The organism is Paenibacillus contaminans (genome assembly GCF_003285015.1).
In the GTDB taxonomy this organism is placed as follows: Bacteria; Bacillota; Bacilli; order Paenibacillales; family NBRC-103111; genus Paenibacillus_V; species Paenibacillus_V contaminans.
The window spans coordinates 284,633-302,633 of the sequence record NZ_QMFB01000006.1 but is presented as its reverse complement, the minus strand read 5'-3'; the positions used below and the strand labels follow the sequence as shown (position 1 = coordinate 302,633).

Sequence of the window (18,001 nt, the reverse complement as noted above, 5' to 3'; positions counted from 1 at the left end):
CTATAATTGCTGCGGATAATGAAACGAAGCAAAATGCGATTCGGCTTGCGCTTTATCGCACCGGCTCCATGCAGGCCCTTTCAAGAACGCTTAGAGAAACGAATGGGCGTTCAGGCTAGGGCGCTTTATATTGATCCGAACCATTTATTCAAGCTCGAAAGTTTTGACGGAATCGCGGACGATCAGCTTCGGAAGCAGCATGACGTCCATCTCGTGATTATTGTCTTTTCTCAGCTTATCCAGCAGCATCGAACAGGCAAGCTTGCCCATTTCGTAATTCGGCTGCTTGATCGTCGTCAGCGCCGGCGTGACCATTCTGCTGAATTCGATATTGTCGAAGCCCATGACCGAAATATCCTCCGGCACGCGCAGGCCGTTGGCGGCCAGTTCGTTTATGACGCCGAACGCGGTCAAGTCGTTACAAGCAAAAATCGCGCTTGGCAGCTCGTCAAGCTGCAGAAGCTTGCGAGTCAGCACCTTGCCGTTCTCGAATTCGTAAATGCCGTCGTAAACTTCTTTTTCCTCGTCGGCGATCTGTACGTAGCTATCGTTTTTGTCCACACCGGCCGCATGAAGCGCTTCAAAAAAGCCGTGATAAATATGCTGACGGCTCGGGCGATCAAGCGGGGCCGTCACATAGCCGATTTTCCGGTGCCCTTGCTCGAGCAGGTACTGGGCCGCCATATAACCGCCGCGGCGATAATCGAACTCGATTTGCAGCACATCGGGCATATCCAGCTTTTGATCGATAGCGATTACATTTAAGCCCATTTTGATCAGATGAGTCATCAGCTTCCGGTTTCCGGAGATGGAAGAGAGAATGACGCCCTTTACCTGCTTCTCGAAGAGCGTTTTCAAGTATCCTTCCTCCAGACTACCGTCCTGAAGGGAATTGCAAAGCAGCACATGGTAGCCGCTTTTACGGGCAGCTTCTTCGACCCCTAACATAACCGCCGCATAAAACGGGTTGCTGATCGTCGGGATGATGACGCCGATCGTCATATTATTGTCCGTTTTCAGTTGTTTGCCGATCATGTTCGGAATATATTGCATTTGCTCGGCTAAATTCTGGATTTTCGAACGAAGCTTGGCGCTTACCGGATAATCGCTGTTGCTGAGCACCCGTGAAACGGTAGCGGAAGAAACGCCCGCCTCCTTCGCAATATCGTGTATCGTAACTCTTTTCTGCATGTCTATTACCACCATTTGGACAGGTTTTAGTATACGGGATATTTAAAATGACCTCTAATAGTAATCGGTTTCATCTGTCTCAAAGTATACCATACTTCCGCAGGCTTGGACATCCGCTAGGCTTCAAACTACACGACCGCCGATTATTTCCATTTTAACTGTCATTTCAGCATTTGCACGTGTGTATTCGCTGCCCAGTACATGCAATTCTCCATCATGAATGGAATAAGTGACTGTAGGAATCGCTCCTGTTCCTCGATGACGGCTATTTACATGTTGAACATCGATAACCGCTCCCGACCCGTCATCCGCCAGAGTTAGCAACAGATTCTCACGAATTCTAAAGCTGTTCGCTGCACCTAAGTCTGCGTTATCTGCTTTCATGAATATATCCACCGCGACTTCAAGTCCATCCGGCCGCAAATCCCGAAGCGATATTCTAGCGGGCTTCGCGGTTAAATCCCCTTGTACCTTCCCGGATCGACTTGATCCTCGACATATTGTAAATCCTTGCGTATCGTTCAATGTCGAAAACATATCTAAATGGATCAAGCCGCCCGAATTGGTTATCGAGGGCAATGTTAATAAATCCGAATGCAGATGCTGTTCGATATGTCCTCTAATGGTGATTTCATCAGTGACGCAATTGGTAGTTGCCCTATTCGCCCCTGCCAAGGTTAGCGATCTTCCTACACATACAAATTCTCTGGTATACGCCCTGACGTTTATACGGTCGATAATATTGAGATCTAAAGTAATGTTTTTAATCGTGGTATCGTCGGTATCGTTCTGGTGTTCGATAGAAACAGGCCACTCTGCTCCGTTTGATGATTGCTGGTTTAATATCACATGAATATTGGTTACATCATCAAAGTACGCCTTGATTAACACATCCATAAAATATCGTTGATTCAAGGAATTGACGACAGCAGTGTGATTCGAAACGCCAACAACAAAATAGGAGCGCGACACCTGATTTGTACGAATCACACCATGGGCATCATCGCCGGAGCTGATAAAGCGTACACCATACTCTGAATCGTCCGCCTCAACGGAATATTCGATCGATTTCCATGTCGGATCAGCCGATTGACGCCTCGTTTTGGTATTGGTCATTCGCACCGTTTGCAAGGCAGCAAGGCCTCTCGTTACTTTAGCTATAATACGAGCCCCGGCAACTGATTTTGAAGCGCTTTTCAATTGAACAGCTACAGGACCATGGGGAGATGCCGGATCAAAGCTATCGGAAACGGCATGACATTCAGCATAAATATCATTACAGTCGATAAACTCAAAAATCGGTGAATAGCCAAGGTAGTCTGTTAATTGATTTGTTACATGCATCCTCGGCATTCCCATCAATCGAACGCCATCCTTGGAATTAATTTGAAATACGGGCTGTTCATTCAGATCAACAGTTCCAAGGTAGTAATTTCTCCCTTTGAAATCAACGACCTTTACATCGGAATTTAATGCTGCCAGCGTCGATTCTATTGCAGCCCGATCATTAATTATTCCATCAGCCTTTGCTCCGAACTCCACTGGATCTAATTCGGATACATTCATACGAACCCAACGAGTCGAACTACCAGTCACAGCAATAATCGTCCCGCCGTTATCCGCACGCTCACCGTCTGTCAGACGCGCGAACATTCCTCCCCCCGCTGGAGGCGTAGAGTTTGGAAGCCAATCCGCATAGTAACTGACAAGCTCAATGACCTCGCCATCCGTATTTCCTTCATATTCACGTAAATCAGCAACGGATTCAATGCGTACAATTCGTTTAGTAGACCGTGGTTCATGCAAACCATTACTCAAGATGATCTCTCCGTTCTTTTGCTTGATCGCTCAGCCTTCTAATCGGCATCGGTAAAAACCAATACCACACTATCAGCGGCTTAGGTTTTTACCGTCTCCGACGGAACACATCGTCGAGACAACCAAGCGATATCCATTAGAAAGCCTGAATCGGGCTGGTATGCGAAGAGAGCGGAATGATCCGCTCCCATCTCCCATTTACGTTATTTTGCTCTTAGCCAAGCTCGGGCAGATCGAAATACCGGAGCATGCCGGGCAAAACGGTGCCAAGCACGTCAATCTCGCTATAATACAGGTCTTCATACCATTCCGCGACGCTTTGCATACCGCTGCCGGCGCTCCATGCTGCGACACGCCGATCCCGGTCAAGCGCCTTCGCAAGCCTTACATACAAATTGAATTTGCCTTCTCCGTACACCTCAATCGTCTCCGCGGCAATATGATTCGGCAGCGCAGCCATATCCACAGCTCGCAGCACGTCAAAGGTGCGAATCGCCGCGATGCTGTCTCCGATAAAAAACAAATCCGTCGCAAGCTTATGGAGTGTTCCGAACCGGTCGTACATGCCCCGCGGACATATCGCGTTCGCCGTTACGACTCCCTCCCCGCTGACGTCGAGCACCATGACGGCCTTTCCGGCAGCGACGGTCTCTTTGATCCAATTCATCCGGGAAGCCAGCTCGCGCGTTCCGCGCTCCCATACGGCAATGACCATAGGCTTCTTGCTGTCAGCTGACTTTTCATCCCGAAAAACGAATGCATGGTTAAATATGCCTTCTTGACTCCACCACAGCCAGCTTTCCGCCGTCAGTCCGTCGACAATGCCTAACGGCAAATGACGCGGATTCAGCTCGCGGGGTTTGCGATTCGCCAAAACGGTCCTTTCGAGCCACTCCAGCGCACGGCGTTTACGCTCCTCTTCGGACATTTCGCTGCGCAAGCGTTCCAGCTCCCGGACCCGGTCCGCGTTTTCTTCGCAAGGCCCGCGTTCGCCGGCATAATGGCCCCGCACCTGTCCGCCGCTTGTGCATGCAAGCTCGCTTTCAGCCAAAGGCACCACTAAGGAAAAGTAAGTAGTCAATCGCGAGAACAAACCGCTTTCCGCACCGCCGCGAATCGCGTCAGCCAACCTGGCATTTTCCGCACCCAACAGATGCTCGGCAAAAAAAGCGCCCGCCGCTCCGGCCATTCTATTCGAATACATATGCGTGCACCGGTCCTCGAACAATACGAGCTGCTCCGGTTTACCGTACATCTCCCAAAACCGTTTCGTTCGTTCGACCGTACGTCTCGTGCCCTCGATCGGAAAAAAATCGTATTGCGCGGCCAACACAAGTACCGGCTTCGGCGCCATCGCCATCAGCAGGTCCTCGTGATCGAACCCTTTCGCCGACATCCCCGGCCATATTTGTTCGGCATCCTGCGCCTGTCCGGCATACAAATAGCTTTCCCTGCTCATGACGAAAGTAGCGGGTGCCGCCGCCGCAATACGAGGCTCCGCCAGCATCGCCATCGTCGTTTGCAAGCCTCCGCCGGAGTTGCCTGTGATGCCGATTCGCCGCGGGTCGATTTCCGGACGCGTGTTTAAATAATCGACGGCCCTTGTAACGTCGTGCAGAAAATATCGGGCAAGCCCGTCGCCGAGCGGCCAGCATTGCGCGCCAACCTGCTCATGATCGGATGTGCTGCGCGGCACAAGCATCTTTCCAGCCGCAGGATCGAAGTACGTGGCCCGCTCCCCTTGTCCTACCGGATCGACGGCAAAAACGATCAGCCCAGCTGCAGCGATCGTTTGGCAAACGGCCTGATAATTCGGCGCGAGCCGTCCGTTTTCAAAATGGCCGCAAACGAATAGTACCGCTGCAGAAGGCTCTGTTAATCCGTCCGGAATATACATGGAAGCAGTCACATGCGTGCCGGGACGCGATTCATATACGACTTTTTCGATGCGCATACCCTCGATCCGCAATTCACCGGCAATCGCCGCATTCAGCGGCCCGCCGTATTCGGGCAAGCCTCCGATTCCATCCAAAAACGCCTCCCGAGCCGCTAGACGACGACGCTCCAGCTCCTCCTGCGTCTGAACGGCATCCCTGGCCAAGTCCCCGGCTGCAAGCGCTTCGGCCGATCTTTTGTAAACATGCTGCTTGAGCTGATCCTTCACGTCGTAAATATTAAGCGAAAATTGTTCCAAATCGTTCACATTATATTCCATGCTCCATCTCCCACCGTTCTCGCGACATTTTCGGTCTTACCTGTTCCTGCTGCTGCTCCGGCATCCATTTACAAGCTGAGGTTATCTCTTTATCAGCCGAATACGGCCTCGCAAGCCTGCCCGCTTGCGTCCGCCTTCAAACAAGGCAATCGGACTATTAACCGCTTTGATCGAAATCCGGTTCACTCCTGCTTGCAAGCTGTCTGTTACATCCCAGGCAAAAGGATCGTTGAGGCATGTGCCCAAGTAAATGCCGTTGACATACAACCGGGCCGCGTCATTCACTTCCTCCGCATAAAGCCAAACGGACTCCGCTTCGCTTTCCAGCCATTCCTCCGTTAACGTTATCTCCTTCTCGTAAGCCATCGTACCCGCATAGTGCGGATAACCGATGTCATCCCAAGAATCCAGATGATGCAGATGACATTCGCTATCTCCGTAATGCAGCCGTCCCGGTGGAAATCCAGCATACGGGAACGAAACCTTGAACGCTCCATAAAGCCGGAACGGCTCCTTCAGCTGCCCGCCTGCGTGAAAATGCACTTCAACGACGTTCGTTTGTACGCCGCTCCCCCGCTTGAGATAAGGAGAAATATCGACTTCAAAATTGTGAACGTCGTACCTGCGCGTTTGACTTCCGGAAGGAATTTCCTGTCCGTTTACGGCAATTACGCATTCGCCCGCCCAAGCGGACTGCTCGTATACGAGAAAAGTAGGCACGGGATCGCCCTCGGCATAAAAACGGCAGTAGCCGTGCCCTTCCTTATCGAAGCAAACGCTAGGCTGTGCGATTAAGTTGACCGCCGGCGTAAGCGTCACCGGCTGGCCATGCTTCCGCTCATGATCCCAGAAATGCCAGTGGGACAAAACAAGCACATTGTCGTTTTTAGGCTTCAAGCGCCAGTCTAGGGATAAGTCTATCGTGAAACCGGCATCCCCTCCTGATTGCGGCGACACAGACGCTGCATTGCTCCAATCCGGAAGCTCCGGATAGATGCCGTCTTCCAGCAAGCGGCCTACGCCCGTTTTCCATTCGAAGCCGTCCTCATTCACGTCGAGGAGTACGCCTCCGTTCGGCGGGAGCGCGAATTCGATAACTTCCCCCGTTACGGGATGCTTCAAGCATACCGCCTGCCGTTCTTTAACGGCATTAACGAACATCACTCTGCTGTTCGATCCCGACGTACGCACATGCACGTAAGCTTGAGCGGGCTTTCCCGAACCCCCGCCGCCATCTTTCGCTCTCCATAACGTCAAGTCTTTGGAGATAACGGACGACAACTCCGCAAGCAAGCTTTCGCGCGCGACCGATTTCGTCCAAAAGGGCTTATCTTGAGTCGCAGCGGCTGCAAGCTCGTCGATCGAACCGATTTCGCCTGCGGATTTCACGATTTGCGGCTCGTCTCCTACCAGCCACACCGGTAAGCCCTGTTCCGTAAACTCGCTGCACATTTTTGCCGTCCCGCTTTCGATATGGCCGCCGTACGGCAGCAGCAGCAAGTCGTAAGTCTCGCCGCCGAAGCCCTGCAGCTTCCCGTCCCTGACTTCCATGCCAAGCAGCGTTTCTTCGTCGACGAGATCGAAATCCCACTGAAAGCTGAGCAGCTCATGCAGCAAATCGCCCAGCCTGCGGCGAAGCGTATCGGCTTCCTCGAGCCGGTCGGGGATCAGCGCGCTGAAAGCCGCTTGCGGGTAATAAACGAGCAAATGGCAGCGATGCTCGCCCTCCTTCAAAAGCGACGACATTCGCACGATATAGTCGGAAAAATCGCCGAAAAACGGCCAATGGCTCGATTGGTAGAAAAAAGACGGCGGCGCTTCTTTTTTACGAAGCCCGTCGACGGAATAATATTGTCCGTGCACGACGACATCCGTGATCCCCATGACGAACAACCAGTCGGCCATTTTGAGCATCGTCTTGTAGTCGGTTTCCCAGCCGTTCGCGCCGTACGCTTCGACAATCGCTTCGCGCTTGCCGGAATGATGCGCCGCGGAGCTGGCAAACTTCGGTCCGAGATGCAGCAGCGGGTATTCCTCGCTTCCGATTTTCCCGCCGATCAGGTCGGTTCCCGGCAGATGGAAGCCCTTCAGGAGAGAAAGCAAATAAGGCGTCCATTTCGTCATTCCGACCGGATCCTCCTCCGGGCTTATATGTCCGGTCATGAGAAGGCGATGCTTCGCGCACCATTCGGCAATCGGTTCAACGTATGACGCCTTTAGCAATTTGCTGAGGGCAAGCCTGTAGTCGTGGCGCACCTGCGCCGTGCTTTCATCGACGGTCAGGAACAAATCCGGGAGAAGTTCCTCGATGTCATAGCCGAAAAGATCACGGAAGAAGGCGCCGAGGACTGGCGACCACGCCGCATCGCCGATCACTTTGAACTCGTCCGTGAAAATGCCGGGAATAACGCCGCCGAACAAGTCTCCGTACCGTTCCGCATATTTTTCATGGGTTAATTCGATAAAATAGCGAACCGCATCAGGATTCATCAAGTCCGTATAAAAGCCCCAGCGCCCGCTCGGCATTTCCCGTTCGACGAAGGCGCAAACCGTCCAGTCGCCGTCCGGCAGCACGCAATCGATACGATAATGAGGGCTATGCGATGCTGCACGCCAATGCGGATTCCCAGAATCCGTGTACGGCGGATAATAAATGCCGTGCTGAATGTAACCCGGCCCCCATTCGCTGCGAATAAGGCCGGTATGCTTGGTTAAATCAAGCCACTCGCGGGTCAAGCGGCCGTTCTCCTTGCGAATGCCGATCGTACGAATGAGACGGCCCGGCGCGAAGTCGAGCTTCACGCGTCCGCCTCCGGCGTCGAAGGATTCCATCGTCAAATGTCTGGCTTTAAACTCCGGCCGGTCGAAAAACACCCGGCCTCCAGCCGTACCGCTCGGGAACGGCTCCTCGTCGTACAGCCAAGCTTGCAGCCCGATTCGGGCGCAATGCTCGACGATAACGGACACCTTATGAAACCAGAGCTCGGTGCCGTACGGTACGCTCAAGCCGTCCCGCGGATGAATGAAAACGCCGGTGAAGCGTTTGTCCTTCATTTCGTCCAGCTGCCATCTCAGCTCGTCGTCTTCAAGATCGTGATTCAAAAACCAGAATGAAAGCACGCTTTCGCCGCCCTTTCTTTTATCCGCTTTCCATAAGCGCATCCTGAAACGAAGCAAGTTTTAAGGCAAGTATGTCTATGCTTGTTTATCCTTTTAATCCCGTTGAAGCGATTCCTTCCACGAACTGCTTTTGCGCAATGATAAAAATGATGATGACCGGTATCGTGACGATAACCGCGCCCGCCATCAGCAGCTGAGGCTGAACGCCGGTGTCGTTGCTCAAGAAAAGCAAGCCGAGCGGCAGCGTGAACATCTTCTTGTCATGCAGATACAAGAGCGGTCCCATCGTATTGCTCCAAGCGCCCATGAATGTAAATACGCCGAGCGCCGACAAAGCCGAACGGGAGAGCGGGAAATAAATTCGCCACAACACCCGCCAAGGACCGCAGCCGTCGATCGTAGCCGCTTCGAACAGCTCCCTGGGTACGCTTTTGTAAAACTGATGCAGCAGGAAAATACCGAAGGCGCCCGCCAAAAAGCTTGGTACGATAAGCGGCATGTACGTGTCGAGTCCGCCGAGCGATTTCCAAATGAAGTAACCCGGGATCATCGTCACCTGCGCCGGCAGCATGAGCGTGGAAAGCATCGCAAGATAAATCGTTTTTTTCAGCTTGAAGTTGAACATCGCAAGGCCGAACGCAACCATCGCGCATGACAGAAGCGTGCCGATGACATCCAGCGTGACGATAAAAAAGCTGTTAAACGTATAACGCGCGAAGTCCACTTTGATCCATACCGTCGAGTAATAACTCCAATCGATCGGGTTCGGAATCCACTGCGGCGGCACCTTCGTCACATTGCCTCCGGACTTGAGCGAGGTGGCGACCATCCAATAAAACGGCATCAGCATAACGATTCCGCCCAGAATCAACAAGATATGAATGATTCCGTTTTTCAAGGAAAACCGTTTACTCATAATGAACCCACCTCTTCTCAAACCATTTCTGCACGAGCGTTACCGATATGATGAGTACGAACAAAGCCCAGGACATCGCAGAAGCGTAACCCATTTTGGATGTCAGGAACGCGTCCTTATAAATCAAGATGTTCGGCGTCAGCTTCTGATCCGATACGATATCGGGCGAAGAGAACATGACGAGGAATACGTCGAACGCCTGGAACGAAGAAATCGTCGAAAGGATGAGCACGAGAAAAATCATCGGCGATACGATCGGGAATACGATTTTCCAGAACAATGTCCACCTTGTTGCGCCGTCCAGTGCAGCAGCCTCGTATAACTCCTTCGAAACGCTCTGAATGCCGGCCAGCAAAATAATCATCGAAGAGCCGACGCCTTTCCATACGTTTACCAGCGCCACGCTTGTGATCGGCACCCACCAGTACTTGCTGTCGAGCCAATCGACTGGCGGTATATCGAATAAGCTGAGCATATAATTTGCCAAACCGTAGGTTTTGTTCATCATCCATTTCCACATCGTACCTCCGGCTAACCAAGGGGTAACGACGGGAAGAAAATAGATGACCCGGTAAAACGATTTCGCCCGAATCGCCTGATTCAGAAAAAAAGCAAGGATAAGCGCAAAAATCGTTTGCAGCGGAACGAATACGGCGGCGAACAATGCGGCATTCCGGATCCCGTACCAGAACGGCTTATCCGTAAGCAGCTTTGTCCAGTTGCCCATCCCGATCCAGTCCGGCGGATTGAACATATCCCATTTCGTAAACGTCAGGTAAAAGGAGAAAATGAACGGAAATGCGAAAAATACGATAAAATGAATCGTGAATGGTAGCGTAAGAATATAGCCCCAACGATTTTGTTTTTGCAAACGATTCCCTCCCTATCAAGCCAAACACGAGGATCATTATTCCGTGGGAGAAGGCAGGGTCCCATTAAGGGACCCTTCGCCAACTAAAACCTGATATTATTTATTGTCGTCAAGCACCTTTTGCACTTTTTCCTGCAGCTGCTTCACGCCTTCTTCAGGAGTCAGTTTTCCTGCATAAATATCGGAGTAAATCGGTTGAGCCGCCAGACGCCATTCGTTCCAGCTCGGATTTTCGTCAAGCGTTACGCCCGCTTCGGCGATACCGTCACTATATGCTTTTTTGTTTTTCGGGCTTGCGTTCGTGTCAAGCTGCGTCATCGCCTTTTTATTGACAGGGAGAGCCGCGCCGCTCTTCGCCAAAACCGTTTGCGCTTCTTCGCTCAGGTAATACTTCATAAATTCCCAAGCGGCTTCTTTCGCGTCGGCTTTCGCTTTCGAGAAAATCACCCAGCTGTTCGTAACCATCGGCACGAGACGTTTGCCGTCATAACCTTTCGGAATTTCGATCGTATCGTAATCGAGGTTCGGGAAGTCCTTGTTAATAAGCGCCGAGTTGCTGTATTGCATGAAGAACATGGCTACCTTGCCGGATGCGAACGCCTTCCAGTCGCCGCCTGCCGCCGTGTAGAAATCGGTGTCAGGGCTTATGCCGTCTTTAACCAGGTTCGCCCATGTTTTGATGCCGTCGAGCGATTTCGGATCGGTGAACATCGCCTTCGATTTCGTCTCGTCGAGCACCTGGCCGCCTTTGGAGCGGGTCCACGGGTACCAGCCGACCGTGATGCTGGTGGAAGCGCCGAAGCCGTATTGATCCAGCTTGCCGTCTCCGTTCGTATCTTTGGAAAGCTTCTTCGCCGCATCAAGCATGTCCTGATACGTCCAGTCCTTGGTCGGCAGCGGCACGCCTGCATCCGTAAACATCTTCTTGTTGTAAGCAAGCGCGATCGGGTTAATGCCGTGAGGAACGCCGTATACTTTGCCGTCGCTCGATTGAGCTGCGAACAGACCGGAAATGTACTCGTCCTGCTTCAGATCCTTTTTAATGTAGCCGCTCAGGTCTTCCGCTACGCCGCGTTTCCCGTATCCGAGAATGACAGCGTTTTCTTGGAACCAAATATCTGGAGCCGTTCCGCCGGCGATTTCCGTTTGAATTTTTTTTACGAAATCGCCCCAAGGCGCTTCGACGAGTTCTACTTTGATGTTCGGATTTTTGGCGATAAAGCCGTCGATAATTTCTTTCTTCGTTACGTCGTACGATCCGGGGAGACCGATCTTAAGCGTCATCTGTTTGGGAGCCTTGGATGCTTCCGGAGATTTGGATGCGTCGCCGGGCTTTGCGCTTTCTGCCGGTTTTTCGCCGCCGCTGCTGCAAGCAGCCAATGACAGCGCTAACATGGAAGCCGATAATGCGAGTAGACCTTTTTTCAATTGAAACCCTCCCTTTTCATTTCACCGCGATTTGATCATGCTTAAGCTGAGTACTTTCTAGATGTTCCAATCCACTTACGGCAATGCTTGATCTTAAGTAAAAATACAAGGGGTAATACTAGATACATACATAGTAATCGATTTCTTTTTTAGCACAGTTCCGATGGCGCCATCGGCCTATATTTATCATAACCGAAAATATTCACCAGTGCAATGAATTATTTTCGATTCGGATACATTAAAGTGTTTGTGCGATAAGGACAAGAACACCTTACTTGAGAAGCGAAATTCATGTTTCATACAGACTTAGCAAGATCGCTGATATCGATTACTTTTAAGCACCCAAACATAAGACATTATTGCTAAAAACCTTAATAAAAAGGCTTCAGACGGGAGCTTCATTAGGTCCTTTTTCGAGACATTTAAGAAGCCGAGTCAATGCCGGAAGCGGATGCTTCGTCCAAGAACAGCCACCACTCCGCATGCGTCTTCAGAATGGAAGCCGGTATCTTATTCGATACGCCTTCCTGTAACGTATTGCGAATGGCGTTCGCTTTCACCGCATGAGGAACGCAAGAAATGATTACGGCGCTGCTCATAATTTGGCTAACCGTCATCGTGATCGCTTGCTTCGGCACTTCGTCCAGCGATGCGAACCAGCCTTCGCGCACCTGCTGCGTCTTGCAAGCGTCGTCCAGATCGACAACGCGGTAGGCCTCGTCGGTATCGAAATCGGCCGGCGGATCGTTGAATGCGATATGGGCGTTCTCGCCGATGCCGATCAGCGCAAGATCGACCGGCGCTTTGCGGATTTCCGCCGTCAGCGCGGCAATTTTCGACCTTACGTCGCCTTCGCCGTCTACAAAGTAAGCATTCGCTACAGGCGCGAACGAAATGAATCTTTCCTTCAAATATTTGCGAAAGCTGGCGATATGCGATTCCGGCAGATCGACGTACTCATCCAAATGAAACATATCGACCTTGCTCCAATCGATCGCATGCTTCTCGAGCGCCTGGAAAAACGTAAATTGCGAAGCGCCGGTCGAAAGCACGATCCTTGCGCGGCCTTGCTTCGCGATGCGGTCATTCAGCACCTCGGCCGCCTTGGCGGCTGCGGCAACGCCTAACTCCTCTGCAGTTTGCGATGTATGAACTTGCATGATTCCCACTCCCTCGAAAATGATCGTAAACTTCTATGATAACCTATGACGGCAGCGCGGAAAGCTCTGCAATGGAAAACGATTTGTTCTCGGCGATCGAACGATTTGCAGCCGCACCGATCAACAGCGACATAGCGCCGGCCGTGCTTCCGGCTTGTTGGCCGAGCGGATCCTCGATGCCGCCTTCGAACAGCATCGCGCGCAGCTTCTCGTCGCCGCCGCCGTGACCGCCCTCCACGATAGGCACATCTTCCGTAATCGTCTCGCCGGAAGGCTTAATAATTCTTATGCTGTACGCTTCCTTCTCCGCCAGCGGTCCGCTGTACATGCAGGAAACCTCCATACGGCCGTCCGTTCCGTTAATCGTCGCGGTCCACCCTTCCTCCGGGCTGTACGTCACGAGCGAATAGGTCAAAAGCGCGTCGTTCTCGTATTTGACGTTAACGGACATCGTATCGCAAATGTCGATCCGGTCGTGGAACACGCAACGGTCGCGGATGTAACCGTCTTCCTTCTCCGCTTGCAAATAATGGCGGTTGGCAAAATCCTGCTGCGAGAAATCGACGTAAAATTCACAGGTTTTCGTGTACTCGCAGGTCGAGCAGCGCTCTCCGCGCTCTGTGCGAGTAGGTCCGTAAAAGGTTCTCGTCCCGTACGCGTGCACATGCTCAGGATGGCTGTCCACCCACCAGTTGATAATGTCGAAATGATGCGTCGATTTATGCACCAGCAGACCGCCGCTCTTATCCATCTCGGCATGCCATCTGCGGAAATAATCGGCGCCGTGGGAGCGGTCAAGGAAATATTCGAGCGCTACGTGCCGGATGCTTCCGATCGCGTTGTCTGCCAGCAGCTGCTTGATGCGGGCAAAATAAGGCATGAACCGAAGGTTGAAGGTGACCGTTACATTGCGTCCGGTCCGCTTCTCCGCTTCGAGAATCGCTCTGCATTTCTCGGCGTCGATCGTCATCGGCTTCTCGGAAATGACGTCGCACCCTGCCTCCAGCGCTTCGATGATGAACGTATGATGCGTATTATCCGGCGTAGCCACAACGACGATCTCCGGTTTGCAAGCTTCCAGCATTTCTGCAAATCCGCTGTAAACGGCCACGCCGCACTCGTCGCCTAACAGCTTGGCTCGAACGGGATTATGATCGTAAACGCCGCAAAAATCGACGATACCTTTCAGTTCCGTTGCAAGCGGTTTGGCGAACATATAAAAAGCTCTTCCGCCTGCGCCGACAAGAACTACTTTCTTCAACAAAATCCCTCCTCTCATGTAGTAGAAAGAAACTTAATAGAAATCGATTACTGTTCTCACGAATAAGATTACCACATCCCCGTGCACTTGTCATTCACTTTTTTGCAGTGCGCTTACATTCCTAAATAAACCATAACAATACCGGACATGTATGATAACAACCCAGCGCGTCAAAGAAAGCGTATTGAACCGGATTTCGCCCGATTCCACGATGCAATTACGGAAAAACACAAATAAACCACGCCGTCATGGACGTGGTTATTTGTGCGAAGCTTTATTTGATTGTCTGAATTTGCAATCGACATATCCCGCAAAAGCATTCGACAGCGTTGCTCTTCTTTTTTGTTCGTTTCTCCCTACGCGTTACTCTTTAACACTTCCAAGCACGATCCCCTTCATAAAAAATCTTTGCAGAAAAGGGTAAACGAGCAAGATCGGAAGAGCGCCAAGCCCGATTTGCGCGGACTTTAACGTCCGGTCGGAAAGATTGGCCAGAATGTTCGCGTCCATTACCGATAATGCAGAAGAATCCTGCTTCATAAGAATTATCGTTTGCAAATAGCTTTGCAGCGGATACCGTTCGGGCGAATTCATATAGATGATGCCGTCGAACCAGGAATTCCAATGTCCGACCAGCGAGAACAGCAGCAGTGTCGCTAGGCCCGGCGTAGATAACGGAATATACACTTTCCACAACGTCTTCCAGTGTCCCGCTCCGTCGATGAAAGCGGCCTCGCTCAGTTCCTTGGGCAAGTTTCTGAAAAAATTCAACAGCAGCACAACACTGAAAACCGGCACCGCACTTGGGATAATCAAAGCCCAAACGGTATTCAGCAAGCCCGTCGCTTTGATCGTCAAATAGGTGGGAATCAAGCCTCCGCTAAATAAGATGGTGATCATAAAAAACCATACGTAAACCGTCCGATAACGAAACTTCGATACGTCTTTGGAAAGCGGATAAGCAATCAGCACCATCATCAGCATTTGCAGGGTGCAGCCCAGCATGATCCGTTCCACCGATACCCAAACCGCTCGCATAAACGCATCGTTCCGCATGACGTAGCGGTAGGCGTCCAGCGTAAATTCTATCGGAAAAATAGTCACACGACCGGAAGATGCGGCGGCTCCCGAGCTGAAAGACACGGCCACCATTTGAACAATGGGAAATAAACATGCCAAGGCCATGACGGACAAAACTATATAATTAAAAGCAAGGAACGATTTCCTGCTCCAAGATGCGCGTTCGACCAATTTGCCGTCTCCTTTCTCAGAAAATGCGGTAATTCGCATACCGGTAAGCCAACCAGTAAGATACGCTGATTAAAATTAACGAAGTAAAGGATTTAAATACGCCGACAGCCGTCGCTGCACTATATTGCATATCGATAAGTCCCATTCTGTACACCATCGTATCGATAATATCGCCGCTTTCGTAAACTTGCGGACTGTACAGCACGAAAACCTGATCGAATCCGGCATTCAGCACCGCTCCCATGCTTAAGGTGGCCATAAGGACGATTACCGGCATCATGCCCGGTAGCGTAATATGAAGCATGCGTTTCCAATGGCTGGCTCCATCGATCGCCGCCGACTCGTAAAGAGAAGGATTAATGCCTGTTAATGCGGCCAAATAAACGATCGTACTAAAGCCGAATTCCTTCCAAGTGTCGGATATGACAAGCGTAAACGGGAACCAAGCATTGTCGCCCAGAAAAAAGACAGGCTCGAAGCCGAGCGACGTGAGGAGTTGATTGACGACCCCTTCGGAAGGCGATAGGAGGTCGATCAAAATACCGCCCAAAATAATCCAAGATAAAAAATGCGGAATATAGACCAACGTTTGAATCGTTTTTTTGAACCACTGCTTCGCAACCTCGTTCAATAACAGCGCCATGACGATCGGAGCGATCAATCCGGCGGCAATTTTCATGATAGCGATATAAAGCGTGTTCCCTATGACTTGCTTCGTATCGGGCAAACTGAATAAATAGGAGAAATGGCTCCAGCCCACCCATTCGGAGCCTGCAATGCCTTTGGTCGGTATATAGTTTTGAAAAGCCATGACAATGCCGCCCATCGGGAAGTAGTTATAAATCAGTACGATGATAACGCCCGGCAAAAGCATGAAATGAAGCGGCAATTCCGTTCTGAATCGTTTATGCAAGTCTCCACCCCCAGTACCTTGAAAAAGGCGAGGGGCGAGTAGGAAAGCGACTCCCTCCCGCCCTCTTCCCTTACTTTTTTGTGCGTTTCGTTATTCGAAGATCGCTATGATATCCGTTACTTATTTTTCAGCCACTCGTTCACTTCTTTGGTAATTTCGTCGCCGCCCAGCTTCTTCCACTGTTCCACAAATTGATCAAACTCGTCAGGGGAAGCGCCTTGAATAATTTTCAGGTACATTTGATCGCGCAGCTTGTCCAGATTCGCTTTCTTCAGCACCATTGCCGGCGTTGGCGTTCCGGTAAATTGCGTAGGCATATAGAGATCCTTTTCTAAATAGTCGACGGCGATTTTACCGGTACCGTTAGGGCCGTCCTGCATATAAACGTTCCAGAACTTCTTATCTCCCGCCAAATATTTTTGCATGCTCGAATAATTGTCGCGCTGCTCGGGAGTCAAGCTGGAAGTATCCTTGCTCTCGCCATTCATTACTTTCATCTCGGCAAGGTGATTGGTCGCCCGTTTGGTCTTGTAAATTTTGATCGGCGCATTCATCCAGGAAGCGATATCCGCTTCGCTGTCGTAGTTGTATTGCTTGTACAATTCCTCCGAAGTGTTGTTATAGAATAAATCCAGCCATGTTTGCATAAGCGGGAAAATCGCTTCGGGATGCGCGGTTCCTTTTTTGACTACCCAATAGTAGTTAAAGATGTTTAAAGGAATTTGCAGCTTGGCCTCTTGGGTATCGACTGACGGAACAGGGAAAGGCAGCCACTCATTGTTCGGCGTCAACTGCTGAAGCGGAGATGCGGCGGTGCCCATGTCTCCGAAAATCATGCCGATTTTACCCGACCCGATATTTTCTTCCACCTTCTGTGGGTCTTTCACGCCGAATTCTTTATCGATCCAGCCGTTTTTATACAAGGCCTGCAGTTGGGTTAGCGCTGTCTTCATTTCCGGCTGTATATCGCTGTAAACCAAATTGCCCGAAGCGTCCTTTACCCAAATATCGCGATAAGCGTGGTAGCCGTTTAAAAATCCGACGAGGGAGTTTTCAGCTAAGTTTTTGTTCAGCGCGAAGCCGAACGTATCGTTCTTATTGTTGCCGTCAGGATCTTTAGTGGCAAAAAGCTCCGCGATTTTCAGGACATCGCCCATCGATTTAGGCGGCTGCAAATCGAACTTCTCATACCAGTCCTTGCGAATCCACAAAATCGGTACGCCTTCCTTGGCTACGCCCGTCCACGGCACGGCCATCAGCCTGCCTTTGACTTTGGCGGAATCAAGCACCTCCGCTCCGGCGCCGGCGATTACCTCCTTAATCGAGTCCGAAGCGTATTTATTATAAATATCCGTCAAGTCCTCAAGCTTGCCGGCATCGCTAAGCTGCTTGAACTGCAAAGGCGTGACGCCGAAGAAATCCGGCATTTCCCCCGACGCGATCATTAAATTTACTTTTTGCTCATATTGCCCGAAGGGAACGTCCCATAGGGAGTGTACTTCGATACCGTACTTATCCTTGATGAAACGCGTCCATCTGTTGTCGTCCGTGGTATCGCCTTGTCCGAATTTCGTATAAGAATAATTGGCCATAACCGTATTGAGCTTAATGGCAGGCTCATATTTGGCGGGCAGGCCGCCTTTTCCGTTATCCGTGCCGCCGTTATTCGTCGATGCCGTACTGCTCGGCGATACGGACGGCGATTGCGCGGCAGCCGGTTCCTTTTCTTTCGTACTGCAGCCGGCAAGCGCGGTAACCAGCAGCAGAACGAAGGATAATACGATCGTCAAACCATACTTCCCCTTTTGTACCATGTCTCACTTCTCCTTTGTTTGTGCGTTTTTTGTACTTCTCCAA

Annotated in this window: 12 protein-coding genes; all 12 read right to left on the bottom strand. The window is 51.0% G+C overall.

The window, feature by feature from the left end:
• Positions 1-144 precede the first annotated feature (144 nt).
• The 12 genes from DQG23_RS13195 to DQG23_RS13140 all read right to left on the bottom strand — a co-directional run bounded on the left by DQG23_RS13195 (position 145) and on the right by DQG23_RS13140 (position 17,958).
• Entirely contained in the window at positions 145-1,191 is a 1,047-nt protein-coding gene (locus tag DQG23_RS13195; protein ID WP_113031314.1) for a LacI family DNA-binding transcriptional regulator, read from the bottom strand.
• A gap of 123 nt (positions 1,192-1,314) precedes the next feature.
• On the bottom strand, positions 1,315-3,009 hold the full coding sequence (locus DQG23_RS13190; protein WP_113031313.1) for a hypothetical protein: 1,695 nt from the start codon (positions 3,007-3,009) through the stop codon (positions 1,315-1,317).
• Positions 3,010-3,223: 214 nt separating this feature from the next.
• The gene (locus DQG23_RS13185; protein WP_113031312.1) at positions 3,224-5,224 is read right to left on the bottom strand and encodes an alpha/beta hydrolase family protein; all 2,001 of its coding nucleotides are present in this window, start codon (positions 5,222-5,224) and stop codon (positions 3,224-3,226) included.
• Between the two features lie 81 nt (positions 5,225-5,305).
• Positions 5,306-8,344, bottom strand: coding sequence for a glycosylhydrolase-like jelly roll fold domain-containing protein (locus DQG23_RS13180; RefSeq protein WP_158560451.1), 3,039 nt, complete (start codon positions 8,342-8,344; stop codon positions 5,306-5,308).
• 85 nt (positions 8,345-8,429) lie between these two features.
• Positions 8,430-9,260: a carbohydrate ABC transporter permease gene (locus DQG23_RS13175; RefSeq protein WP_113031310.1), complete on the bottom strand. Its 831-nt coding sequence runs from the start codon at positions 9,258-9,260 to the stop codon at positions 8,430-8,432.
• Positions 9,253-10,131: a carbohydrate ABC transporter permease gene (locus DQG23_RS13170; protein ID WP_113031309.1), complete on the bottom strand. Its 879-nt coding sequence runs from the start codon at positions 10,129-10,131 to the stop codon at positions 9,253-9,255. Before DQG23_RS13170 ends, DQG23_RS13175 begins: the two co-directional genes overlap by 8 nt.
• Before the next feature lie 96 nt (positions 10,132-10,227).
• Entirely contained in the window at positions 10,228-11,559 is a 1,332-nt protein-coding gene (locus DQG23_RS13165; protein WP_238177876.1) for a sugar ABC transporter substrate-binding protein, read from the bottom strand.
• Positions 11,560-11,981: 422 nt separating this feature from the next.
• A complete protein-coding gene (locus DQG23_RS13160; protein WP_113031308.1) occupies positions 11,982-12,719 on the bottom strand; it encodes a 6-phosphogluconolactonase in 738 nt (245 codons plus the stop codon).
• Between the two features lie 43 nt (positions 12,720-12,762).
• Positions 12,763-13,980 carry a Gfo/Idh/MocA family protein gene (locus DQG23_RS13155; RefSeq protein WP_113031307.1) on the bottom strand — a complete coding sequence of 406 codons (1,218 nt, stop codon included), beginning with the start codon at positions 13,978-13,980 and terminating at the stop codon, positions 12,763-12,765.
• A 363-nt stretch (positions 13,981-14,343) separates the two neighbouring features.
• The gene (locus DQG23_RS13150) at positions 14,344-15,231 is read right to left on the bottom strand and encodes a carbohydrate ABC transporter permease (protein ID WP_238177875.1); all 888 of its coding nucleotides are present in this window, start codon (positions 15,229-15,231) and stop codon (positions 14,344-14,346) included.
• A 16-nt stretch (positions 15,232-15,247) separates the two neighbouring features.
• Entirely contained in the window at positions 15,248-16,105 is an 858-nt protein-coding gene (locus tag DQG23_RS13145; RefSeq protein ID WP_113031389.1) for an ABC transporter permease, read from the bottom strand.
• Between the two features lie 155 nt (positions 16,106-16,260).
• A complete protein-coding gene (locus DQG23_RS13140; protein WP_113031305.1) occupies positions 16,261-17,958 on the bottom strand; it encodes a type 2 periplasmic-binding domain-containing protein in 1,698 nt (565 codons plus the stop codon).
• Positions 17,959-18,001 lie beyond the last annotated feature (43 nt).